Annotated in this window: 27 protein-coding genes and 1 pseudogene; 16 read left to right on the top strand and 12 right to left on the bottom strand. The window is 60.3% G+C overall.

Annotation, left to right across the window (positions count from 1 at the left end; all coding sequences use genetic code 11):
* The first annotated feature begins 136 nt into the window (after positions 1–136).
* On the top strand, positions 137–316 hold the full coding sequence (locus C934_RS0112330; protein WP_018857024.1) for a hypothetical protein: 180 nt from the start codon (positions 137–139) through the stop codon (positions 314–316).
* A 5-nt stretch (positions 317–321) separates the two neighbouring features.
* Here the strand turns inward: C934_RS0112330 and dprA are convergent.
* The 4 genes and pseudogenes from dprA to C934_RS0112310 form a co-directional block, all read right to left on the bottom strand.
* A pseudogene (dprA, locus tag C934_RS31920) lies at positions 322–1,430 on the bottom strand (DNA-processing protein DprA).
* A gap of 1 nt (position 1,431) precedes the next feature.
* On the bottom strand, positions 1,432–2,052 hold the full coding sequence (plsY, locus tag C934_RS0112320; protein WP_018857023.1) for a glycerol-3-phosphate 1-O-acyltransferase PlsY: 621 nt from the start codon (positions 2,050–2,052) through the stop codon (positions 1,432–1,434).
* 20 nt (positions 2,053–2,072) lie between these two features.
* Positions 2,073–3,362: a dihydroorotase gene (locus C934_RS0112315; protein ID WP_018857022.1), complete on the bottom strand. Its 1,290-nt coding sequence runs from the start codon at positions 3,360–3,362 to the stop codon at positions 2,073–2,075.
* Entirely contained in the window at positions 3,359–4,315 is a 957-nt protein-coding gene (locus tag C934_RS0112310) for an aspartate carbamoyltransferase catalytic subunit (protein WP_018857021.1), read from the bottom strand. Before C934_RS0112310 ends, C934_RS0112315 begins: the two co-directional genes overlap by 4 nt.
* Positions 4,316–4,495: 180 nt before the next feature.
* On the opposite strand from C934_RS0112310, the gene C934_RS0112305 reads away from it, so the two are divergent.
* The 5 genes from C934_RS0112305 (at position 4,496) to C934_RS0112285 (ending at position 8,200) form a co-directional block, all read left to right on the top strand.
* On the top strand, positions 4,496–6,145 hold the full coding sequence (locus tag C934_RS0112305) for an acyl-CoA dehydrogenase family protein (RefSeq protein WP_018857020.1): 1,650 nt from the start codon (positions 4,496–4,498) through the stop codon (positions 6,143–6,145).
* Positions 6,145–6,762: a GNAT family N-acetyltransferase gene (locus C934_RS0112300; protein WP_018857019.1), complete on the top strand. Its 618-nt coding sequence runs from the start codon at positions 6,145–6,147 to the stop codon at positions 6,760–6,762. The genes C934_RS0112305 and C934_RS0112300 overlap by 1 nt, the downstream gene beginning before the upstream one ends.
* A gap of 150 nt (positions 6,763–6,912) precedes the next feature.
* A complete protein-coding gene (locus tag C934_RS0112295) occupies positions 6,913–7,575 on the top strand; it encodes a TetR/AcrR family transcriptional regulator (RefSeq protein ID WP_018857018.1) in 663 nt (220 codons plus the stop codon).
* 122 nt (positions 7,576–7,697) lie between these two features.
* Positions 7,698–7,871, top strand: a complete 174-nt coding sequence (locus tag C934_RS35135; protein WP_018857017.1) for a hypothetical protein — start codon at positions 7,698–7,700, stop codon at positions 7,869–7,871.
* Positions 7,868–8,200 carry a DUF6105 family protein gene (locus C934_RS0112285; protein ID WP_018857016.1) on the top strand — a complete coding sequence of 111 codons (333 nt, stop codon included), beginning with the start codon at positions 7,868–7,870 and terminating at the stop codon, positions 8,198–8,200. The genes C934_RS35135 and C934_RS0112285 overlap by 4 nt, the downstream gene beginning before the upstream one ends.
* Here C934_RS0112285 and ruvX read toward each other — a convergent pair.
* Positions 8,137–8,631, bottom strand: coding sequence for a Holliday junction resolvase RuvX (gene ruvX / locus C934_RS0112280; protein ID WP_018857015.1), 495 nt, complete (start codon positions 8,629–8,631; stop codon positions 8,137–8,139). The two genes, C934_RS0112285 and ruvX, sit on opposite strands and share 64 nt — an antisense overlap.
* A 115-nt stretch (positions 8,632–8,746) precedes the next feature.
* Here ruvX and C934_RS0112275 point away from each other — a divergent pair, with 115 nt between their 5' ends.
* The 4 genes from C934_RS0112275 (at position 8,747) to C934_RS0112260 (ending at position 11,798) form a co-directional block, all read left to right on the top strand.
* The gene (locus tag C934_RS0112275) at positions 8,747–9,451 is read left to right on the top strand and encodes a metal-dependent hydrolase (RefSeq protein WP_018857014.1); all 705 of its coding nucleotides are present in this window, start codon (positions 8,747–8,749) and stop codon (positions 9,449–9,451) included.
* Positions 9,452–9,575: 124 nt separating this feature from the next.
* Positions 9,576–9,863, top strand: coding sequence for an Asp-tRNA(Asn)/Glu-tRNA(Gln) amidotransferase subunit GatC (gene gatC, locus C934_RS0112270; protein WP_018857013.1), 288 nt, complete (start codon positions 9,576–9,578; stop codon positions 9,861–9,863).
* Positions 9,864–9,917: 54 nt separating this feature from the next.
* A complete protein-coding gene (gene gatA, locus C934_RS0112265) occupies positions 9,918–11,399 on the top strand; it encodes an Asp-tRNA(Asn)/Glu-tRNA(Gln) amidotransferase subunit GatA (protein WP_018857012.1) in 1,482 nt (493 codons plus the stop codon).
* 123 nt (positions 11,400–11,522) lie between these two features.
* On the top strand, positions 11,523–11,798 hold the full coding sequence (locus C934_RS0112260) for a hypothetical protein (protein WP_018857011.1): 276 nt from the start codon (positions 11,523–11,525) through the stop codon (positions 11,796–11,798).
* A gap of 37 nt (positions 11,799–11,835) precedes the next feature.
* Here the strand turns inward: C934_RS0112260 and C934_RS0112255 are convergent, their stop codons facing one another.
* Positions 11,836–12,093, bottom strand: coding sequence for a YjhX family toxin (locus C934_RS0112255; protein ID WP_007792755.1), 258 nt, complete (start codon positions 12,091–12,093; stop codon positions 11,836–11,838).
* Between the two features lie 293 nt (positions 12,094–12,386).
* Here C934_RS0112255 and C934_RS0112250 point away from each other — a divergent pair, with 293 nt between their 5' ends.
* A complete protein-coding gene (locus tag C934_RS0112250) occupies positions 12,387–12,893 on the top strand; it encodes a GNAT family N-acetyltransferase (RefSeq protein ID WP_026371764.1) in 507 nt (168 codons plus the stop codon).
* Here the strand turns inward: C934_RS0112250 and C934_RS0112245 are convergent.
* Positions 12,885–13,199 (bottom strand): DUF1294 domain-containing protein, encoded by a 315-nt coding sequence (locus tag C934_RS0112245; RefSeq protein WP_018857009.1) that lies wholly within the window; start codon positions 13,197–13,199, stop codon positions 12,885–12,887. The genes C934_RS0112250 and C934_RS0112245 overlap by 9 nt on opposite strands.
* Before the next feature lie 139 nt (positions 13,200–13,338).
* Between C934_RS0112245 and gatB the strand changes: the two genes are divergently transcribed.
* From gatB to C934_RS0112220, 5 genes are all read left to right on the top strand, one after another.
* Positions 13,339–14,841: an Asp-tRNA(Asn)/Glu-tRNA(Gln) amidotransferase subunit GatB gene (gene gatB / locus C934_RS0112240; RefSeq protein ID WP_018857008.1), complete on the top strand. Its 1,503-nt coding sequence runs from the start codon at positions 13,339–13,341 to the stop codon at positions 14,839–14,841.
* Positions 14,842–14,845: 4 nt separating this feature from the next.
* Positions 14,846–15,349, top strand: coding sequence for a GNAT family N-acetyltransferase (locus tag C934_RS0112235; protein ID WP_018857007.1), 504 nt, complete (start codon positions 14,846–14,848; stop codon positions 15,347–15,349).
* 14 nt (positions 15,350–15,363) lie between these two features.
* Positions 15,364–15,825 (top strand): GNAT family N-acetyltransferase, encoded by a 462-nt coding sequence (locus C934_RS0112230; RefSeq protein ID WP_018857006.1) that lies wholly within the window; start codon positions 15,364–15,366, stop codon positions 15,823–15,825.
* 104 nt (positions 15,826–15,929) lie between these two features.
* The gene (locus C934_RS0112225; RefSeq protein WP_007792741.1) at positions 15,930–16,328 is read left to right on the top strand and encodes an NADH:ubiquinone oxidoreductase subunit NDUFA12; all 399 of its coding nucleotides are present in this window, start codon (positions 15,930–15,932) and stop codon (positions 16,326–16,328) included.
* A gap of 105 nt (positions 16,329–16,433) precedes the next feature.
* Positions 16,434–16,865 (top strand): DUF2155 domain-containing protein, encoded by a 432-nt coding sequence (locus C934_RS0112220; protein WP_018857005.1) that lies wholly within the window; start codon positions 16,434–16,436, stop codon positions 16,863–16,865.
* A 3-nt stretch (positions 16,866–16,868) separates the two neighbouring features.
* Here the strand turns inward: C934_RS0112220 and aat are convergent, their stop codons facing one another.
* From aat to C934_RS0112195, 5 genes are all read right to left on the bottom strand, one after another.
* Positions 16,869–17,483, bottom strand: a complete 615-nt coding sequence (aat, locus tag C934_RS0112215; protein WP_018857004.1) for a leucyl/phenylalanyl-tRNA--protein transferase — start codon at positions 17,481–17,483, stop codon at positions 16,869–16,871.
* A 6-nt stretch (positions 17,484–17,489) separates the two neighbouring features.
* On the bottom strand, positions 17,490–18,836 hold the full coding sequence (gene accC / locus C934_RS0112210; protein WP_018857003.1) for an acetyl-CoA carboxylase biotin carboxylase subunit: 1,347 nt from the start codon (positions 18,834–18,836) through the stop codon (positions 17,490–17,492).
* Positions 18,837–18,846: 10 nt separating this feature from the next.
* Positions 18,847–19,323 (bottom strand): acetyl-CoA carboxylase biotin carboxyl carrier protein, encoded by a 477-nt coding sequence (gene accB, locus C934_RS0112205; RefSeq protein WP_018857002.1) that lies wholly within the window; start codon positions 19,321–19,323, stop codon positions 18,847–18,849.
* Between the two features lie 22 nt (positions 19,324–19,345).
* Positions 19,346–19,783 (bottom strand): type II 3-dehydroquinate dehydratase, encoded by a 438-nt coding sequence (gene aroQ / locus C934_RS0112200; RefSeq protein WP_018857001.1) that lies wholly within the window; start codon positions 19,781–19,783, stop codon positions 19,346–19,348.
* A gap of 144 nt (positions 19,784–19,927) precedes the next feature.
* Entirely contained in the window at positions 19,928–20,686 is a 759-nt protein-coding gene (locus C934_RS0112195; protein ID WP_018857000.1) for a DsbA family protein, read from the bottom strand.
* Between the last annotated feature and the right edge of the window lie 75 nt (positions 20,687–20,761).

Genomic DNA, 20,761 nt, shown 5'->3' with positions numbered 1-20,761 from the left:
TTTTGCGTATTACAACGCGATGCAACCAATGCGAGATAGCGAACGTATTGCAAGTTAGGATAATTTAGGTATCGTTTTTGGAGTGTGGTTCGGGCTAGCCGAAAGGCGGCGTTTCTCTTTCCTCAGAGACTATCCCATGGCGGCCAAGTTCGCAAAGAAAGATACCGGACGATCCGGCTCGCAAGAGAACATCGCGTTCATCAGGCAGATGCTGGCTGAGTTGCGGCGAGTGGCGGAAAAAGAGAACGCCGATATGCTCTGCTATCTGATCGTGATGGCCTATGTGGAGGCCGGCGATCTGCAGGCCCGGATGTAGGGATCTCAGTCGCCAATCGCAAGAGAGACGAAGCCGCCGGGATGGCGATGAAGCCGTCCGGCAATATCAAGCTCCAGCAGGACAAGATAAACCGAAGCCGCCGGCAAACCGGTGTGACGGATGATATCATCGATCTCGACGGGCGTCGGGCAGAGCGCATCGACGAAAAGCGAGCGATCGGATTCGTCGGGCGGAAGCATCGAACGGCCACCCTCGCGCTCCGGCTCCTCGGCGACCGGCGTTGAGTACCGTTCGATCTGCGAGAGGGGCGCCAGAGCTTCGGTGACGTCATCTGGCGTCGTGACAATCATGGCACCGTCTTTCAACAATCCATTCGTGCCATGGCAGCGCGGATCGAGCGGTGAACCCGGCACCGCAAATACCAGCCTGCCAAACTCGCCGGCCAGTCTTGCGGTGATCAGCGAGCCCGAGCGCATCGCTGCTTCGACGACAACGACCCCCAGCGAAACGCCGGCGATGAGCCGATTTCGGCGCGGAAAGTCGCGTGCCCGCGGTTCCCAGCCGAACGACATCTCACTGACGGCGAGCCCGTTGCCATTCCAGATATCGTCAAGCAGATCGGCATTCTCCGGCGGGTAGGGCTGATCCAGACCTCCGGCCATGGCGACCACCGTTCCGGTATCGAGGCTTGCACGATGCGCTGCGGTATCTATGCCGCGCGCAAGGCCGGAGACCGCGACATAGCCGGCTCGGCCGCACTGGCGCGCAATCGTGGCGGCGAACTTGGCGCCGCTGATGGAGGCATTGCGGGAGCCGACGATACCGACGCCAGGCTGCGAAGAGACGGCGAGATTGCCTTTGACGGCAAGCAGCGGCGGCGCACGTCGACTTGCTTCAACGCCTGTGTGTATTCCGGCTCGCCGATGCCAACAAAGCGGGCGCCGAAGCGGCGCGCGGCCTCCAACTCCTTATGCGCTTCGCTCTCCGTCGCTATCCGGATGGAGAGCGTGGCGCCGCCGCGCGCAGAAAGCTCGGGCAGGGCGGCCAGCGCCGTCTCGGCGGATCCGAAGTGATTGACGAGATCGCGAAAGGTCGCAGGCCCGACATTGTCCGAGCGAATGAGACGCAGCCACGCGGCGCTGAGAGCGTCCATCCTATCCCTTCGCCCCGATCTTGGTTTCCGTCCCGCTCATCAGGCGGGAGATATTGGCCTTGTGCTTCCAGTAGGAGATAATAGTCATGATGGCCATAACAGCTGCAACCTTCTCGGCGCCCAGTATCCACAATGCAACCGGAATTACAAGCATTGCAACCAGTGCTGAAAGCGATGAGTACCGGGTCGTGAAGGCGACGGCCAGCCAGACCGCGGCGAAGACGAGAACCATGATCGGCGCAATGCCGAGCAGTGTTCCGATATAGGTGGCAACACCCTTGCCACCCTTGAAGCCGATCCAGACCGGGAAGAGGTGACCGATAAAGGCAAAGAAGCCGGCGATCAGCGCCGCCTCGCTGCCCAAAAAATAGCCGACGATCGAGGCTGCTGCAGACGCCTTCAGAGCATCGAGAAGAAGCGTTGCGGCTGCAAGCTTCTTGTTGCCGGTTCTGAGCACATTGGTCGCGCCGATATTGCCGGATCCGATGCTGCGGACGTCACCGAGCCCGGCTGCCTTCGTCAGGATCAGGCCGAAAGGAATGGAGCCGAGCAAGTAGCCGATGGCGGCAGCCACGAGCGCGATAGGCAGCGTGATCTGCCAGGTCATAAGATCCGAGACCATGTTCCCCTCCGGTGGTCTTTTTATATGCTATGCACGCACTGTCCGGCGACATAGGTCGCTACAGCGCGTCCGCTGAAGCGCGCGTCTTCGAACGGCGTATTCTTCGAGCGGGAAAGAAGCATGTCCTTCGAAACCAGCCAAGGGTCATCGAGGTCGATCAGCGTAATATCTGCCTTCGCGCCCGGCTTCAGCGTGCCCGCCTCGAGGCCGAAGATCTGCGCCGGCCGCGTCGACATGGCATCGATGAGGCGCATCAGGCTGACCTGGCCGCTGTGATGCAGGCGGAGTGCCGCAGCAAGCATCGTTTCAAGGCCGATGGCGCCATCAGCCGCTTCGCCGAACGGTAGGCGTTTTGTGTCGACATCCTGCGGATCATGCGAGGAGACGATGATATCGATCGCGCCGCGCGCCAGCGCATCCACCATCGCGACGCGATCGTCTTCGGATCGCAGCGGCGGGTAGAGCTTGAAGAAGGTGCGGTACTCGCCGATGTCGTTCTCATTGAGGGAGAGATTGTTGATCGAGATGCCGCAGGTCACGGTCGCACCGCGGCTCCGGGCAAGCTCAATCGCCTCGACCGATTCCGGCACGGAGATCATCGCGGCGTGGTAGTTGCCGCGCGTCAGCTTGGCGATGCGCAGGTCGCGCTCGAGCGGGATCAGTTCCGCTTCCTTCGGGATGCCGCCGAGACCGAGCCAACTGGCAAACAGTCCCTCATGCATGACACCGGTGGCGCCGAGATATTTGTCGCGGGTCTCGCAGGATATCACCGCGCCGAATTCGCGCGCATAGGTCATCACCCGGCGCAGGACCTGCGTGTCGTGGACACTCGAGCGGCCGTCGGTGAACGCGACTGCGCCCGCTTCCATCAGCAGGCCGATCTCGGTCATTTCCTCGCCGGCAAGATGCTTGGTGATCGCCGCAGCCGGATAGACGTGGACCAGCGCCTTGTCCTTCGCCGTCTTCTTGACGAACTCGACCAGCGCGATGTCGTCGATGACAGGATCGGTATCCGGCATCATGATGATCGAAGTGATGCCGCCGGCTGCCGCCGCACGGCTCGCCGATGCCATTGTCTCGCGATGTTCGGCTCCGGGTTCACCGATATGGACGCGGGCATCCACCAAGCCTGGGGTGGCGACGAGACCGGTGCAATCGCGCACGTCGGCGCCAGCGGGCGCTCCTTGGTTCTGCGCATCCGCGCCGGCTGCCACGATCATGCCATCCTTGACAATGATCGTGCCGACTTCATCGAGATTGCGCGAGGGGTCGATGATACGAACGTTCTTGAGGACGATCGAGTTCTTCATGCGCCGGCTCCTTCGGTACGCGGACCCTGATTTTGCGAGACCAGCAGCGTCTCCATCACGGCCATGCGCACCGCGACCCCCATTTCCACCTGTTCTGCAATCACGCTCTGCGGTCCATCCGCAACCTCGGAGGAGATCTCGACGCCACGGTTCATCGGGCCGGGATGCATGACGAGGGCATCTTCCTTCGCCGCCTTGAGGGTCTCCGCGTCGAGCCCATAGAAGTGATAGTACTCGCGAACCGACGGCACGAAGGCCCCGGACATGCGCTCGCGTTGCAGGCGCAGCATCATCACCACGTCAGCGTCCTTCAGGCCCTCCTTCATGGAATGGAAGACCTCGACGCCCATGTCGGCGATGCCAGCCGGCAGTAGCGTTGCCGGCGCGACAACTCGCACGCGTGCGCCCATGGCATTCAGCAAAAGGATGTTCGAGCGCGCCACGCGCGAATGCAGGACGTCGCCGCAGATCGCGACGATGATGCGCGACAGCTTGCCTTTGGCGCGGCGGATTGTCAGCGCGTCGAGAAGCGCCTGGGTCGGATGCTCGTGCTGGCCGTCGCCGGCGTTGACCACCGAGCAGGAAACCTTCTGCGCGAGCAAGGCGGCGGCACCAGCGCTCGAATGGCGGATGACAAGCACATCGGGCCGCATCGCGTTCAGCGTCATCGCCGTATCGATCAGCGTCTCGCCCTTCTTCACCGAAGAATTGCCGACGGACATATTCATCACGTCGGCGCCGAGGCGCTTTCCGGCGAGCTCGAAGGAAGATTGGGTGCGCGTCGAAGCTTCGAAGAACAGGTTGATCTGTGTCAGGCCTCGCAGCGTCGAGGTTTTCTTCTCTCTCTGCCGACTGATCTTGACGGCCTCGTCGGCCTTGTCGAGGAGAAAGGTGATATCCTGCTCGGTGAGCCCTTTGATACCGATGAGGTGGCGGTGGGGAAAGAAGACCATGAACCTGCCTCTTGCTGTCGTCTGCGGGGTCTATAAAGAGTGAGCCGGGCGGCGGCAAGCTTGCGCTGTGGGCAAAGGCCCGTCTCCCCCTGCAATTTTACCCGAATTCAACTATTGCAGAGGTAGGGAAATTATAACTTCCGGTTTCCCTTTGCCTGCCTCTTACACTAGAAGCGATTCATGACGCCTGCCGAAGAGAAACTTGCCGAACTCAACCAGCCGAGCCTTTGGTCCGGCATCAATGCCTACAGGTCCGATCCGCTGATCGTCGATCTGACCGGCACGTTGCCGCGTGGGATCCGCGACGACCTCGACAATATGGGGCGGTACGTGACCTCGCCGGAAGCGCAGGAGCTGGCGCGCATGGCGAATCAGGGCACGCCGCAGCTGCGCACGCACGGTCCGCGCGGCGAGCGGCTCGATGTCGTCGAATTCCACCCGGCGTGGCACGCGCTGATGCGCCGTTCGATGGCATCGGGACTCCACTCGTCGGTCTGGGATCCGCAGGCGGACACCGAGGCGAAGAACCAGGCGCACAAGGTCAGGGCAGCGCGCTTCTACCTGACCGCACAGCTGGAATCCGGTCACCTGTGCCCGCTGACGATGACGAGTGCGTCCGTCGCGGCGCTGTCGGCTTCGCCGGCCGTGCAGAAGGACTGGGCGCCGAAGATCCTGTCGCGCAAATATGATTCCACCAACAAGCCGGCCATGCAGAAGTCCGCCGTGACCATCGGCATGGGCATGACCGAGAAGCAGGGCGGCACTGACGTCCGCGCCAACACGACGACGGCGGAAAAGGTCAGCGAAGGCATTTACCGTCTGTCCGGTCACAAGTGGTTCATGTCGGCGCCGATGAGCGACGCCTTCGTGATGCTGGCGCAGACGAAGGATGGAATGGGATGCTTCCTCGTTCCACGTCTGCTGGAAGATGGCTCGGCAAACGGCCTGCACTTCCAGCGTCTGAAGGACAAGGTCGGCAACCGCTCCAATGCTTCGTCAGAAGTTGAATTCAGCGATACGTTCGGATTTCTGCTCGGTACGCCGGATGGCGGTATCCGCACTATTCTCGACATGGTGACACTGACGCGGCTCGACTGCGCGCTGGCCTCCTCGGGCATTATGCGCGCCTCGCTGGCTGAAGCCGTGCACCACACCCGTGGGCGCAGCGTCTTCGGCAAGATGCTGGTCAGCCAGCCGATCATGACGCGCGTCTTGGCCGATATGGCGCTCGATGTGGCGGCGGCGACAGCGCTGTCCTTCCGCCTTGCCGATGCGTTCGACAAGGCGCGCGGCAGCGCTGAAGAAGCAGCCTACGCGCGTGTCATGACGCCGGTTGCGAAATACTGGTGCTGCAAGATCGCGCCGCCATTGATCTACGAGGCGATGGAGTGCATCGGCGGCAGCGGCTACATTGAGGAGCGCCCGATCGCTCGTCATTATCGCGAAGCGCCGGTCAATGCGATCTGGGAGGGCTCGGGCAACGTCATGGCGCTCGACGTGCTGCGCATTCTGAACCGCGGCAAGGATCTCTTCGAGACGGTGTTTGCCGGGCTCGCGCGCGATCTCGGCCCGGCCGGGAAGAAGACGATTGATGTGCTGCGCGCCGCCATGGCGCTCTGCGAGCGGGACGAGGGCGCTGCGCGCCTCCTGGTCGAGCAGTTGGCGCTCGCCGCCGGCGCCGCCGAGCTTTATCGCCTTGGGGCGGGGCGGATCGCCGATGCCTTCATCGAGACCCGCCTCGCGGGCGGCTGGCGCTCGACCTATGGCATGCTGGATTCACGTTTCGACGCCAGCTACATCGTCGATCTTCTTTATCCGCCGGCAAGCTGATGACAGCGCTGCGTCCCATCCGCACCGATGATCTCGAGCAGATCTATCTGATATCGCTGGTGACGGGCGATGCTGGCGGCGATGCGACCAGATTGCATCGCGACGGCAAGCTGATCGGACACATCTATGCTGCGCCTTACGTCTTGCTCAGTCCGGAAACCGCTTTAGTGGCGGAAGATTCTGAGGGCGTGGCCGGGTATATCGTCGGCGTTCACGACACGCGTTCCTTCGAGGAGCGGCTGGAGCGCGAGTGGTGGCCGGCGCTTCGCAAGGTTTACGCCGACCCGCAGGGCGATTCTGCCGGCTGGGACGCGGATCAGAAGCGCATTGCCACAATCCATCACCCGGCGCATGCGCCTGCAGCGCTGGTCGAATCCTTTCCGGCCCACATCCACATGAACCTCCTGCCGCGATTACAGGGACAGGGGATGGGCACCAAGCTGCTCGATCGATGGTTTGCCGATGCGCTGGAGGCAGGCGTGGAGGGTGTCCACCTCGGAGCCAGCGCGAGCAATCATGGTGCGGTACGATTCTGGGGCTCTCGCGGTTTCGCCCGCCTCGCTCCACCGCTGGTGGAGCCTTCCGACCGGACCGTCTGGTTTGGGCAGAAACTCTAGGGGCACAGCACTTGTGTCGCTGAGCGGTGACACCTGCTCACCTGTTTGCACCCATAGCAAACTGTCCACAATCTTTGAGCGGCCTGTCCGTTGCCGGGTCCGAGCGGCGTTGCTACTCACCGCAAAGTGACAATTCGGACCGAATCCCTGATGCTCAATGATCCCATGGTGTTGGCGCCCGTAGTCGGCAGCGTCGTCGTCGAACCCGAAAAGCGTATCCGCGACCGAAGCGCGACGGAGAAAGCGATCCTCTGGGCAGCCAAGTCGCTGCTGGCGGAGGAGGGGTTCCAGAATTTCGGCATCAACGCCGTTGCCCGCCGCGCGGGGTGCGACAAGCAGCTGATCTACCGCTACTATGGCGGCCTCAACGGGCTGGTGGAGGCGATCGGCGCGGATCTTGGTACCTGGGTCAAGGATCGCATTCCCGAAGATACCGGCGGCATGTTTCTCCTGACTTACGGCGATCTGATGGAGCGGCTATCGCTGCTGTTCCTCGAGGCCTTGCGAGACGATCCGCTTGTTCGCCGCATCGTCGCCTGGGAAGTTTCCGAAAACACCGAGCAGGTGAGGCGGCTTTCGGAGGCGCGGTCGAAGGCCTTGGCAAACTGGCTCGATCGCATGCGCGGATCGCTGACGCCGCCGAAGGGTGTCGACGTCCTGGCCGTCAATGCGATTCTGATCGCAGCTATCCAGCATCTCGTGCTTTCCGCGTCCTCGAGCGATCAATGCGCGGGCCTCGCATTGAAAACGCCGAGGGATTGGGAGAAGGCGGCGACCGCCCTGAAGCGCATCGTTCGCGGAGTCTACGGCTGAGGCGAGTTCGGCCATCCACAGGCGTCCCGTTACGCGTTAACCTTAACAAATGGTTTACGTTGCGCTCTCGCGGTTAACAAGTCACGTTGCTGGGCAGTCCAAAATGTTGGGTGTCTGGGACCATGGGAACCAAAATCGCGAGAGCCACGTTTCTTGTTGCCGCGATGATGTTTTTCGCTGTGCTTGCGCTGGATATTGCCGTACCGGCGCTGGTTCTGGGTTCGATGGCGTTGTCGATATGGGCGGTGTCTTACGAGGGACTATCCATTCGAAAAGAACGAGAGACGACCGCATGAAGTGGTTCCTGATCTTCTGGGCCGGTCCCATTGTCTTCCTAGCGGGATGGTACTGGCTCTCTTACTACGACATGAATTTCGGTATCTTCATGCTCAGCAGGCAAGTCCATGACCTGACCTTCGAAATTTATGGGAAGGTGCTCGGCATTCCTCCGGAAACCATTCCGCCGCTGGTCGCCCGTGCGATCGTCGTCGACAGTCTTGTCGTTTTCGCAATTATTGGGTTCCGCCGGCGTAAGGCGATCACCGCATGGTGGCGTGCCCGTCACGCATCGAAATCGTCCCATGCCGCTCTGCCGAGCAAGGAAAGCCTGTCGAGCGCTCCTTGAAGAATGAAGCTTGCCGCCGCCGAGTCGATGCGCTCGGCACGCTGCCTGCGCGATACGTCCATTTCCAGTAGCGCGCGCTCGGCAGCGACCGTCGACAGACGCTCGTCCCAGTAGACGAAGGGCAAGGCGGTCTTCTGCTCCATGTTGCGCACGAAGGCGCGTGTTGCCTGCACGCGCGGCCCGGCCGATCCGTCCATGTTGATAGGCAGGCCGATGACGAAGGCCGCGGCCTTCTCCTTCTCGGCAAATTCCAGCAACGTTGCCGCATCGATCGTGAATTTCTCGCGCTTGATGACAGGGCGCGGCGTCGAAAAGCGCCGGCCGAGATCGGACATCGAAAGCCCGATCGTTTTCGTGCCGAGATCGAGACCCGCGATCGCCTGTCCCGGCTGCAGCGCAGTTGCCAGTTCTTCGATCGTCAGCACCGTCATCGTCGTTCCATCCCGTCAAAAGAATTTGAAGCAGTGCCGCTTTTCTTTGTAGCGGCATCGGATATGTCCATAACGAGCAAAGCAGGCTTTTGCATCGGCAATAAAGGAGAATTTCATGAAGATCACTTGGCTTGGTCACTCTGCTTTCCGCATCGAGATCGGAAGGGCAAAAATCCTGCTGGATCCGTTCCTCACGCACAATCCGTCCTTTGCGGGGCAGGCTGCAAAGGATGTTGCCCGCGGCGTCACGCATATTCTTCTGACGCACGGTCACGGCGACCATGTCGGCGACTCGGTTGCGCTTGCCAAGGAAACCGGTGCGGTCGTTCTCGCCAATGCCGATCTCGCCGCCTGGCTAGGTTCGAAGGGCCTGACGAAGATCGAAGCGGGCAACACCGGCGGCACGATCTCGTTCGACGGTTTTTCGGCGACTTTCACCAATGCGCTGCATTCGTCCGCGCAGATCACCGAGGACGGCGTCTCTCATGCGCTCGGCAATGCCAACGGCCTGATGCTGCATTTCGACGAGGAGGCTTCTATTCTTGCCATGGGCGATACCGACATCTTCTCCGACATGGCGCTGATCAACGAACTGCACCAGCCGGATATCGGATTCGTGCCGGTTGGCGACCGATTCACCATGGGCGGCGCGGTTGCCGCTCTCGCCTGCCAGCGTTACTTCAACTTCAAGACCGCCATACCCTGCCACTACGGCACGTTCCCGATCATCGACCAGACGCCCGAGAAGTTTGTCTCCGGCATGGATGGATCGAAGACGGCGGTGAAAACGCCGACGCCGGGCGAAAGCCTTTCTCTCTAGTCGAGGTCCGCTGAACCGCGTCGACTTCGGTCGCGGAATTCTACACAATCCAAAGGCCATGCCCGTTGCACGTGGCGGGCATGGCCTTTATAGCGGGTAGGAAAAATCCTATCCGGAGAATGTCATGTCCGTCGACTTTGCCACCGTTAAGCGCGTAGCGCGCCTTGCCCGTATTGCCGTTTCGGAGGAAGAGGCAAACCGCATGGTTGGCGAGTTGAATGGTATCCTCGGTTTTGTCGAGCAGCTCTCCGAAGTCGATGTCGAAGGCGTCGAGGCAATGACATCGGTCACGCCGATGAAGATGAAGAAGCGCACGGACGAAGTTACCGAAGGCAACAAGGCCGCCGACATCGTCTCGAATGCGCCCGTTACCGATCAGAATTTCTTCCTGGTACCCAAGGTCGTCGAATAAGGCTTTTCGCCGCTTTCCGAACCCGTTGCCATTCCAGATTTGAAGCGAATTACCATGAGCGAACTTACCAGCCTGACCATTGCCGAAGCCCGTACGAAGCTGCGCGCCAAGGAGATCAAAGCGACCGAACTGACCGAGGCCTACATCTCGGCGATCGAGGCCGCCAACGACAAGCTCAACGCCTACGTCAAGGTTACGCCGGAGAAGGCGCTGCAGATGGCCGAAGCCTCCGATGGGCGGCTTGCCAGCGGCAAGGGCGGTGCGCTTGAAGGCATCCCGCTCGGTATCAAGGACCTGTTCGCCACCGAAGGTATTCATACGCAGGCCTGCAGCCACATCCTCGACGGTTTCAAGCCGCATTACGAGTCGACCGTCACCCAGAACCTGTGGGACGACGGTGCCGTGATGCTCGGCAAACTCAACATGGACGAGTTCGCGATGGGCTCCTCCAACGAGACCTCCTACTACGGCGCAGTGATCAACCCCTGGCGTTCGGCCGGCTCCAACCAGCAGCTGGTGCCCGGCGGATCCTCCGGCGGCTCGGCAGCAGCCGTTGCAGCTCACCTCTGCGCCGGCGCCACGGCAACCGATACCGGCGGGTCGATCCGCCAGCCCGCAGCCTTCACCGGCACGGTCGGCATCAAGCCGACCTACGGCCGCTGCTCGCGCTGGGGCACGGTGGCCTTCGCGTCGTCGCTCGATCAGGCTGGCCCGATCGCGCGCGATGTGCGCGACGCCGCAATCCTCCTGAAGTCGATGGCCTCAGTCGATCCCAAGGATACGACCTCCGTCGATCTGCCGGTTCCGGACTATGAGGCAGCCCTCGGCCAGTCGCTGAAGGGCATGAAGATCGGCATTCCGAACGAGTACCGTGTCGATGGCATGCCGGAGGAAATCGAAACGCTCTGGCAGCAGGGAATTGCCTGGCTGAAAGACGCCGGCGCCGAGATCGTCAACATCTCGCTGCCGCACACCAAATATGCCCTGCCGGCCTACTACATCGTCGCCCCGGCCGAAGCCTCGTCGAACCTCGCCCGCTATGACGGCGTCCGCTACGGCCTGCGCGTCGATGGCAAGGACATCGTCGACATGTACGAAAAGACGCGCGCAGCGGGCTTCGGCAAGGAAGTCAAGCGTCGCATCATGATCGGTACCTACGTCCTCTCGGCCGGCTACTATGACGCCTATTACATCAAGGCCCAGAAGGTCCGCACGCTGATCAAGCGCGACTTCGAACTGGCGTTCAACGCCGGCGTCGACGCGATCCTGACGCCCGCAACCCCCTCGTCCGCCTTCGGCGTCGCCGATGAGAATCTCGCCTCCGATCCGGTCAAGATGTACCTGAACGACATCTTCACGGTGACGGTGAACATGGCCGGCCTGCCGGGTATCGCCGTTCCTGCTGGCCTGGACCATGGCGGCCTGCCGCTCGGTCTGCAGCTGATCGGCAAGCCGTTCGATGAAGAAACGCTCTTCAAGACGGCGCATGTGATCGAACAGGCCGCAGGCAAGTTCACGCCCGCCAAGTGGTGGTAACGAGTCGCATCGGTATCAGCCGCCCAAGAGGCGGCCGCTTCGTTGTCGGGTGATTGAGTCCGCTACCTCAGGGGTCGCGGATTTCGCGTTTGTCCATCGCTGGTGACACCCAGGAGGAGGCTCATGTCGGCGTCAGATATCACGCTGATGATCGAAGCATTCGACCGCCTATCGGCGGCAGGTTTCACCGTGGGTCCTGAATGGCAAGCCGTGCATGAAGTCTGCCAGGCGCATGAGGGCGAGGCACCTTTCGACTGGGGGCATGCCATTTGCCACCGCATCGAGGGCGACGACTGGAATGCCGATTATTGGTATCGCCGCGCAGGCAAACGCCGCGGAAGCGGTACGGTTGCCGAAGAATGGTCGGTGATGAAGGCGGCGCTTTCCAAACACCTTTGAAGGGAGCCGCGCGCCATGCGACGCGCGGCTTGGACAGCTATCTGTTGTCCTGTTCTGCTCTTACGAGAACCAGTCCTCGTTCGGTGATCCGGTAAGGCTTGCCGCCCGACGATTTGATGGCCCGCTTCTGCTTCAGTTTCCGAAACAGCTCGAGGCCGAAGCCGGGATAGACCCAGCCGTCGCGAGTGAAGCATTTTACGGCCTCGATTTTCCGGTTGTCGTCGCGTTCGATTTCAATGCGGCCACCTTGGGCCAATAGGTGCAGGATGCGCTGCTCCGTGCGTGAAATATCCATGGAATGTTGATCCGGTCTTGCACCATGAAGGCGCGCAAAAACGATCTGGCGCCCGAAGAGGCGTCAGGGCTTCGCTTTTTTCGGGCCCGTGCGCGCAAGGAAAACCTGCGGGCAGGGCCTCTACCGGGTCTGAGAAGACGAATTCAACATGCGGCCTTGATACTGGCTGGGCGACATCGCGTCAAGATTTGCAACCGATAGAGGATCTTTCTGCCGCGCCTCGCGCACGAAACGCAAGGCTTGGAGAACGGGGTGATTCGGTGATTTACTTTCGTGGAAACGCGGAGGTAGTGTTGATCCATATTCGCAATGCCCGCGAAGACGAAGCGGAGCTCTTGAGCGAGATCGGAGTAAGAGCCTGGCAGAAGGCCATGGCGGCCATCGGCGAAGGGGATGCCATGGTCGATGCCGCCCGAAGTGCGTTTTTCAATTTCGTCGCAAGTAGCTGGATCACCGCCACTGTCATCGAATGGAACGGACATCCGGCAGGATGGGCAGCACGCGAGAGCCTCGACGAGAAGATTTCGGATTTCTGGATTGATCCTGCCTTTGTCGGTCATGGTCTCGGAACGGCACTCTTGCAGAATATCGAAGAAGACATCGCAGCGCAGGGGTTCGATACGGCGATGATGCAGACGCACTCAGGGAACTCCGAAGCGATCAGCTTTTTCCAGAAGCATGGATACGCAATTCATTGGCTATCAATTGCCTACAATCCCAAGCTCGATCGTGATGTGCCGTCCGTCGGCCTGTCAAAGTCATTGGAATCTGCGGACGATGGCACTTACGGGCTAGTCTAGCAACTGACCTTCCAGCGTGAAGTAGCCGAGAGCGCCCGATAGCAGAAGCGTGGCCACCACATGAAAGACGACGATCGCTCTGAGGTTCGATCGGAAGGGTTCCTTCCGGGTCTTGTGGCGCAGGAGCCGTTGCGCGCAAACAGCGCCGAGGCTGCCGCCGACGAATGCAAGCGTCAGCAAGGTCCTCTCGCTGATCCGCGTGCCATGGTGGCGAGAGGCTTGCTTGTCGAGGAAATAGATCGAGAACACGAAGGCATTCAGTGCCAGGAAAAGCGCGATGAACTTGAGGATATCGGTTGCCATCATGCGGGTCACGCTAGCGACATTGAGTTAACACGCCCCAAACCGGTTGGCTCCCCGCCGCGGAATAGCCGAAAGCCTTGCACCGGCAAGCCATTTCCGTTACCTCACCAGTTGAACAGAACAGCCTGAAAAGAGCATCTCAATGACCATTGTCGACGTTCGCACGCCCGATCCGAAACGCTTCATTCCCGGCGCCACTGGCGATTGGGAAGTCATCATCGGCATGGAAGTCCATGCGCAGGTGCTGTCGAATTCGAAGCTGTTCTCGGGTGCAGCAACGGAATTCGGCAAGCCGCAGAATTCCAACGTGTCGCTCGTCGATGCGGCCATGCCCGGCATGTTGCCCGTTATCAACGAGGAATGTGTCAGGCAGGCCGTCCGGACTGGCCTGGGCCTGAAGGCGCAGATCAACAAGCGCTCGCTGTTTGATCGCAAGAACTACTTCTATCCCGACCTGCCGCAGGGCTATCAGATCTCGCAGTACAAGGATCCGATCGTCGGCGAGGGCAAGATCATCATCTCGCTCGGCCCCGATCGCCAGGGTCAGTTCGAGGATATCGAGATCGGCATCGAGCGTCTGCATCTGGAGCAGGACGCCGGCAAGTCGTTGCACGACCAGCATGCCACCATGTCCTACGTCGACTTGAACCGCTCGGGCGTCGCGCTGATGGAGATCGTCTCCAAGCCGGATATGCGCTCGTCGGATGAAGCCAAGGCTTACATGACGAAGCTGCGCTCGATCGTCCGCTATCTCGGCACCTGCGACGGTAACATGGACGAAGGCTCGATGCGCGCTGACGTCAACGTCTCCGTCCGTCGTCCGGGCGAAGGCTTCGGCACGCGTTGCGAGATCAAGAACGTCAACTCCATCCGCTTCATTGGCCAGGCAATCGAATATGAAGCCCGGCGCCAGATCGGCGTTCTTGAGGACGGGGGGCAGATCGAGCAGGAGACCCGTCTCTTCGACCCGAACAAGGGCGAGACGCGTTCGATGCGTTCCAAGGAAGATGCGCACGACTACCGCTACTTCCCGGATCCGGACCTGCTGCCGCTGGAGTTCGACGATGCCTTCGTCAAGGCGCTCGAAGCCGACCTGCCGGAATTGCCTGATGACAAGAAGGAGCGCTTCGTGCGCGAACTCGGTCTTTCGATCTACGATGCTTCCGTCCTGGTCTCGGAAAAGGCGATCGCCGACTATTTCGAAGCCGTGGCGGAAGGCCGCGACGGCAAGACGGCTGCCAACTGGGTCATCAACGATCTGCTCGGCGCCCTGAACCGCACGGGCAAGAGCATCGAGGAAACATCCGTTTCGCCGGCTCAGCTTGGTGCGATCATTGACCTCATCAAAGCGGAGACTATTTCCGGAAAGATCGCGAAGGACCTGTTCGAAATCGTGCTGAACGAGGGTGGCGATCCGGCCGAGATCGTCGAAACCAGAGGCATGAAGCAGGTGACCGATACCGGCGCGATCGAACGGGCCGTGGACGAGATCATCGCCGCCAACCCCGATCAGGTCGCAAAGGTCCAGGCCAAGCCAACGCTTGCGGGATGGTTCGTTGGTCAGGTCATGAAGGCCACCGGCGGCAAGGCCAACCCGCAGGCCGTCCAGGCTCTCGTGAAAGCGAAGCTCGGCATCGAGGAGTAAGACCGTGTATTTCGTGCGCACTGCCAGCGAGGGTGATCTCAGCAAGATGCGCACTTTGCTAGATGAGGGTTTTCGCGCAACCTACGCGGGCCTCTACGGCGAAGCAAAGGTGAATGAGATCATTGCTCACCTTTTTTCGCCAGCTGCGCTTCAGGCGCGGCTGGCGAAGAAGAATGCGGAGTTCCTCGTTGCCGACAACGGCAAGGACATCGGCGGCATCGGTTATGCCGCCATGTCCGACGAGATGACAAAAACCGTCATGCTGCACCTGCTCTATGTCCGTCCGCCGCTGCATCGCCAGGGCATCGGTCGGGAGATCTTTGCCGAGTTGGAAACCTGCTTTCCCGATGCCGAAATCATGCGCCTCGAGGTCGAGCCGCGGAACAAGACGGCGATCGCTTTCTACCATGCTCACGGCTTCGAGGATGTCGGCCGCAATGAAAACGACGGGCCGGGCCAATCCGGCATACCGACGCTGATCCTCGAAAAATTTCTCGAACAGCGCTAGGCCGCAATACGATCATGAGCCAAACCACGATTCGCGAGGCACGCAGCTCCGACGTCGCCGCGCTGGTTGCCATCTTTGCCGCTGATGAACTCGGCGGTCACGGCGACACGACCGCGCCCGAGATATTCGGCAAGTATCTTCGGGCTTTCGAGCGGATTGCTTCATCGCCCGACCAAACGCTTTACGTCGCGGAGCGTGACGGGCAGGTCGTAGGCACATTTCAGACCATGGTCGTGACGTCGCTGATCGGTCGTGGCTCCTCGTCGATGATCATTGAGGCGGTGCAGACGCGGGGTGACATGCGTGGCCAGGGCATCGGTGCCCAGATGATTGAGTTTGCCATTGCGGAGGCAAAACGTCGCGGTTTGCGGCTCGTGCAACTGACGTCGAATGCCAGCCGCACGGATGCGCACCGCTTCTACGAAAGACTTGGTTTCAAGCAATCGCATCTCGGCTTCAAGATGGCGCTGAAATGAGCCGGTGTGGCACCGGAATCACTGGACAATGCGGATCGCTGGCGGCATAAGCGAGGGATCAAATTCTGGTCCCGCTTGCCTTCCGGCTAGCTCAAGGAAAAGACATGAAGAATCTCCTCGTGCAAATCTTCACCTGGTGGAACGGTCAGACGATCGGTACGCGTTTTGCGACCTGGCGTTTTGGCAAGCGCGTCGGTGAAGACGAATTGGGTAATGTTTATTACGAAGGCGGTATGTCATCCTACGGTCTTCCGAAGCGTTGGGTGATCTACAAGGGTTATGCCGAAGCCTCTGCAATTCCGCCGGGCTGGCATGGCTGGATGCATCATCGCACGAATGTCCCGCCGAGCCAGGAAAATTACGTTGCCAAGGAATGGCAGAAGCCGCATCGCGCAAACCCGACCGGGTCGCCGCAGGCTTATCGTCCGCCGGGCTCGCTCGTCGTTCCCGGCGAACGTCCGCGGGTTACCGGCGACTACGACGCCTGGACGCCTGGCAACTGAGCAGCTGGTCGCCGACCCTGCTTTTAGCCACAATTGACTATTACCCGCAGAATGGCCGCAGCGATTGCGGCCTTCGATTTTCAGACGCTGTGGAGACGGGCAGATATGAAGCTTATCACGCGGAACCAGCTCCTGCGTGCCGCCGGGCTTTCCCTGGTGCTTGGCTCGATCCTTCTGCCGCAGGCTGCCTCCGCTGCCCGCATTGAGAACTCGGTTGCCGTTTTCTCCGGCCTCGACAAGATCACCGGCCGTATCACCACCTTCGACGTCTATGTCAACGAGACCGTGCAGTTCGGTGCGCTGCAGGTGACGCCGAAGGCCTGCTATTCGCGCGATCAGGCGGAAGCGCAGAAGATCGATGGTTTTGTGGAAGTCGACGAGATCACGCTCGACCGTAAGATCCGCCGCATCTTCACCGGCTGGATGTTTGCCGACAGCCCCGGCCTCAATGCCGTAGAGCATCCGATCTATGACGTCTGGCTAAAGGACTGCAAGCAGAACTCGGACGTTCCCGCGCCTGACAAGGCAGCCAACTAGTTCCTAGAATTCAAGGTGCGGCGATTCCATTGCCGCCGTGAGGATGTGGGCGTACTCATTCTTCGGAACATCGATCGCCCCGAACGTCTTCAGGTGCTCGGTCGTAAACTGCGTATCGAGCAAGGTGAAACCCTTGGCGCGCAGCCGTTCCACCAGATGAACGAGGCAGATCTTCGAGGCGTCGGTCCGCCGCGAGAACATGCTTTCGCCGAAGAATGCCGAGCCCAGCGACACTCCGTATAATCCGCCGACAAGTTCGTCGCCGTCCCAGGCCTCGACCGAGTGAGCATGGCCGATACGATGCAGTGTCGAATATAGCGTCTTGATGGTCTGATTGATCCAGGTGCTGGGCCTGTCCCCGGTCTCTGCCGCACAGGCCGCAATGACCGCGTCGAAATCGTAATTGAAGCGGATATCGAACGGCTTGCGCCGGATCGTCTTGGCGAGGCTTTTGGAAACGTGGAATTCGTCGAGCGGCAGGACGCCGCGAAGGTCGGGCTCGACCCAGAATATTTCTGGATCGTCAGCCGATTCGGCCATTGGGAAAAGACCGATAGAGTAGGCGCGCAGGAGGATTTCCGGTGTTATGCCTGGAGACTTCCTGCGCGATCCTGCCATTCTTTGTTACGCCGGTTTCTTGGCCAGATATTTTTCCAGCCAGTGGATATCATAGTCGCCGTTGGCGATATCCTGATTGTCCACCAGATCCTGGAACAACGGAAGCGTCGTCTTGATACCGTCGACGACGAACTCGTCGAGCGCGCGGCGCAGACGCATCATGCATTCGACGCGCGTACGGCCGAAGACGATGAGCTTGCCGATGAGGCTGTCGTAGTACGGCGGGATCTTGTAGCCCTGGTACGCGCCGCTATCGACGCGAACACCAAGTCCACCCGGTGCGTGGAAGTGGGTGATCGTGCCCGGGGAGGGTACGAAGGTCCGCGCGTCCTCGGCGTTGATCCGGCATTCGATGGCGTGGCCGTTGAAGTTGATCTCTTCCTGCTTGACGGAGAGCCCGCCGCCCGAAGCGACGCGGATCTGCTCGTGAACAAGGTCGATGCCGGTGATGGCTTCGGTGATCGGATGTTCCACCTGCAGACGGGTGTTCATTTCGATGAAATAGAACTCGCCGTTCTCGTACAGGAACTCGATCGTACCGGCACCGCGATACTTCAGCTTCCTCATGGCGTCGGCACAAATCTGGCCGATCTTCATGCGCTGCTCGACGTTCAAAGCCGGGGAATTGGCTTCTTCCCAGACCTTCTGGTGGCGGCGCTGCAGCGAGCAATCACGTTCGCCGAGATGGATCGCATTGCCTTCGCCGTCACCGAACACCTGGATTTCGATGTGGCGCGGCTGGCCGAGGTACTTTTCCATGTAGACCGCATCGTTGCCGAAGGCGGCCGCCGCTTCGGTACGGGCCGTCGACCAGGCTTCGATCAGGTCGGCCTCGGACTTGGCAACCTTCATGCCGCGACCACCGCCGCCGGCGGTTGCCTTGATCAGCACCGGATAGCCGATTTCGGCAGCCGTCCGCACCGCATCTTCTTCGGTCTTTACCTCGCCGTCCGAACCCGGAACGACAGGAATGCCGAGCTCCTGGGCGGTCGTCTTGGCGGTGATCTTGTCACCCATAAGCCGGATGTGTTCCGCCGTCGGGCCGATAAAGGTGATGCCGTGCGCTTCCAGGATTTCCGCAAACTTGGCGTTTTCGGAGAGGAAGCCGTAACCAGGATGCACAGCATCGGCGCCCGTGATCTCGCAGGCGGCCACGATCTGGTGGATGTTCAGATAGCTGTCGCGTGAGGGCGGAGGACCAATGCAGACGCTCTCGTCGGCGAGGCGCACATGCATAGCGTCGGCGTCGGCGGTCGAATGGACCACGACACACGGGATGCCGAGCTCTTTGCAAGCGCGCAGCACGCGAAGCGCGATTTCCCCGCGATTGGCGATGAGGATTTTCGAGACCATGACGCCCGCCTTATTCGATGACGACGAGGGCTTGGCCGTATTCGACGGGGCTTCCGTCCTCGACGAGGATTTCGGTGATCTTCCCGGATTTCGGCGAAGGAATCTGGTTCATGGTCTTCATCGCTTCGATGATGAGCAGCGTCTGGCCTTCCTTCACGGTCGCGCCGAGCTCGATGAAGGCGCGTGCACCGGGAGCCGGAGCCATGTAGGCGGTGCCGACCATCGGAGCGCTGACAGTGTTGGCAGGGTTGCGTACCGCCGCTGCCGGAGCCGCAGGTGCTGCAGCTGCCGGGGCCGCTACGGCCGGAGCCGCTGCGAACGCGGGCGCAGCCATCGGAGCCTGAATGTACTGGGTGTTGCCGGCGCGCGAAACGCGGATGCGCAGATCGTCCTGCTCGACTTCGATTTCCGTCAGATCCGTGTCGTTGAGGATGTTCGCGAGGTCGCGGATCAGCGCCTGGTCGATACCGTTTTTCTTCTCAGCCATGAGTGTTTGCCCTGTCTTCTTTTTATGCCGTAAGATTCTTCAGCGCCTGGAGCGCCAGAATATAGCTGTAAGGCCCGAAGCCGCAGATGACGCCTTTCACCGCTGGCGCAATCATCGACTTGTGGCGGAATTCTTCCCGCGCGTGAACGTTGGAGATATGGAGCTCTATTACCGGAATGGAAATAGCGCGAATTGCATCGTGGAGCGCGACCGACGTATGCGTGTAGGCACCTGCATTGATCGCGACACCAACGGCCTTGTCGTTCGCTTCATGGAACCAATCAACGAGCGTGCCTTCGTGATTGCTCTGGCGAAAATCAATATCGAAGCCGAGCTCACGCCCGGCCGCCTTGCAGTCCGCCTCGATATCCTGAAGGGTCTTGCCACCATAGATGCCGGGCTCTCTTTTGCCGAGCATGTTCAGGTTGGGGCCGTTCAGGACGAATATCGTTTGCGTCATCGAATGTTCCAATAAGTGCGGGACGGCAACCTATAGACTCCCCACGGGCCTAATGAAAGCCCTTTGGGAAGCGCAGCCCGAATCACGCCATATTTGTCCACATGGCTGAAACGCTTCGATTTTGGCGATTTGATGAGCGTCGCCTCAGCAACTCGTCTTGCCGCAGGCGCGCATATTCTTCACCTTGGCTTCAAGGTCGTCGAAGCCAACCGCGCCTTGAACGAGCTCGTTGCCGACCACATAGGACGGTGTGCCTGTGATGCCGAGGCTCTGAGCAAGGTCATAGGTTTCCTTGACGGAAGCATCGCTGGAGCTCTTGGCCATCTCATCCCTTATCTGCTTTTCGCTGACGCCAAGGGACTCTGCGACTTCGAGAGCGCTCGCTTCGTCGGCGCGGCCGTCGCGGCCAAGCAATGCGATGTGGAACTGGCTATATTTCTGCGGCGCCAGTTTGCGGAATGCGTCGGATACCTTGTGTGCGGCAACCGATTCCGGTCCGAGGATTGGGAATTCCTTGAGCACGAAGCGGACGTTCTTGTCTTTTTCGAGCATCGTCTGCATGTCCGAAAGCGCATGCCTGCAATAGCCGCAATTGTAATCGAAGAATTCGACGATCGTGATGTCGCCCTTCGGGTTGCCGATCGCCAAGTCATACTTCGAATCGAAGATCGTCGACTTGTTGTCAGCAATCACGGCGTTGGCTTTAACGAGGCGCGCCTGCTCCTGCTTCTTCTGCAGCGCATCCTGAACATCGAGCATGATCTCTGGATTTTCGATCAGGTATTGCTTGATGAACTCGCCGAACTCCTTCTTCTGCGCGTCGTCGAGTGCTGCCGCCGGATAGGCAGTTGCCACCGAGGCAGTGAGCGCGAGCGCGGTGAAGATTTTCGGAAGTATGGCCATTATATCCTCGTCATCAGCAGTTTACATGCGTCGGTTCTAGGCGTCGAATAACACTGCCCGGTTAACGGCGGCACG

The organism is Rhizobium sp. 42MFCr.1, from assembly GCF_000377185.1.
In the GTDB taxonomy this organism is placed as follows: domain Bacteria; phylum Pseudomonadota; class Alphaproteobacteria; order Rhizobiales; family Rhizobiaceae; genus Rhizobium; species Rhizobium altiplani.
This window is presented reverse-complemented; position numbering and strand designations above follow the sequence as displayed.

Excerpts from the sequence above, each read along its gene's own strand:
- C934_RS0112330 (WP_018857024.1), top strand. The coding sequence starts at position 137 with ATGGCGGCCAAGTTCGCAAAGAAAGATACCGGACGATCCGGCTCGCAA.
- plsY (WP_018857023.1), bottom strand. The coding sequence starts at position 2,052 with ATGGTCTCGGATCTTATGACCTGGCAGATCACGCTGCCTATCGCGCTC.
- C934_RS0112315 (WP_018857022.1), bottom strand. The coding sequence starts at position 3,362 with ATGAAGAACTCGATCGTCCTCAAGAACGTTCGTATCATCGACCCCTCG.
- C934_RS0112310 (WP_018857021.1), bottom strand. The coding sequence starts at position 4,315 with ATGGTCTTCTTTCCCCACCGCCACCTCATCGGTATCAAAGGGCTCACC.
- C934_RS0112305 (WP_018857020.1), top strand. The coding sequence starts at position 4,496 with ATGACGCCTGCCGAAGAGAAACTTGCCGAACTCAACCAGCCGAGCCTT.
- C934_RS0112300 (WP_018857019.1), top strand. The coding sequence starts at position 6,145 with ATGACAGCGCTGCGTCCCATCCGCACCGATGATCTCGAGCAGATCTAT.
- C934_RS0112295 (WP_018857018.1), top strand. The coding sequence starts at position 6,913 with ATGCTCAATGATCCCATGGTGTTGGCGCCCGTAGTCGGCAGCGTCGTC.
- C934_RS35135 (WP_018857017.1), top strand. The coding sequence starts at position 7,698 with ATGGGAACCAAAATCGCGAGAGCCACGTTTCTTGTTGCCGCGATGATG.
- C934_RS0112285 (WP_018857016.1), top strand. The coding sequence starts at position 7,868 with ATGAAGTGGTTCCTGATCTTCTGGGCCGGTCCCATTGTCTTCCTAGCG.
- ruvX (WP_018857015.1), bottom strand. The coding sequence starts at position 8,631 with ATGACGGTGCTGACGATCGAAGAACTGGCAACTGCGCTGCAGCCGGGA.
- C934_RS0112275 (WP_018857014.1), top strand. The coding sequence starts at position 8,747 with ATGAAGATCACTTGGCTTGGTCACTCTGCTTTCCGCATCGAGATCGGA.
- gatC (WP_018857013.1), top strand. The coding sequence starts at position 9,576 with ATGTCCGTCGACTTTGCCACCGTTAAGCGCGTAGCGCGCCTTGCCCGT.
- gatA (WP_018857012.1), top strand. The coding sequence starts at position 9,918 with ATGAGCGAACTTACCAGCCTGACCATTGCCGAAGCCCGTACGAAGCTG.
- C934_RS0112260 (WP_018857011.1), top strand. The coding sequence starts at position 11,523 with ATGTCGGCGTCAGATATCACGCTGATGATCGAAGCATTCGACCGCCTA.
- C934_RS0112255 (WP_007792755.1), bottom strand. The coding sequence starts at position 12,093 with ATGGATATTTCACGCACGGAGCAGCGCATCCTGCACCTATTGGCCCAA.
- C934_RS0112245 (WP_018857009.1), bottom strand. The coding sequence starts at position 13,199 with ATGATGGCAACCGATATCCTCAAGTTCATCGCGCTTTTCCTGGCACTG.
- gatB (WP_018857008.1), top strand. The coding sequence starts at position 13,339 with ATGACCATTGTCGACGTTCGCACGCCCGATCCGAAACGCTTCATTCCC.
- C934_RS0112230 (WP_018857006.1), top strand. The coding sequence starts at position 15,364 with ATGAGCCAAACCACGATTCGCGAGGCACGCAGCTCCGACGTCGCCGCG.
- C934_RS0112225 (WP_007792741.1), top strand. The coding sequence starts at position 15,930 with ATGAAGAATCTCCTCGTGCAAATCTTCACCTGGTGGAACGGTCAGACG.
- C934_RS0112220 (WP_018857005.1), top strand. The coding sequence starts at position 16,434 with ATGAAGCTTATCACGCGGAACCAGCTCCTGCGTGCCGCCGGGCTTTCC.
- aat (WP_018857004.1), bottom strand. The coding sequence starts at position 17,483 with ATGGCAGGATCGCGCAGGAAGTCTCCAGGCATAACACCGGAAATCCTC.
- accC (WP_018857003.1), bottom strand. The coding sequence starts at position 18,836 with ATGGTCTCGAAAATCCTCATCGCCAATCGCGGGGAAATCGCGCTTCGC.
- accB (WP_018857002.1), bottom strand. The coding sequence starts at position 19,323 with ATGGCTGAGAAGAAAAACGGTATCGACCAGGCGCTGATCCGCGACCTC.
- aroQ (WP_018857001.1), bottom strand. The coding sequence starts at position 19,783 with ATGACGCAAACGATATTCGTCCTGAACGGCCCCAACCTGAACATGCTC.
- C934_RS0112195 (WP_018857000.1), bottom strand. The coding sequence starts at position 20,686 with ATGGCCATACTTCCGAAAATCTTCACCGCGCTCGCGCTCACTGCCTCG.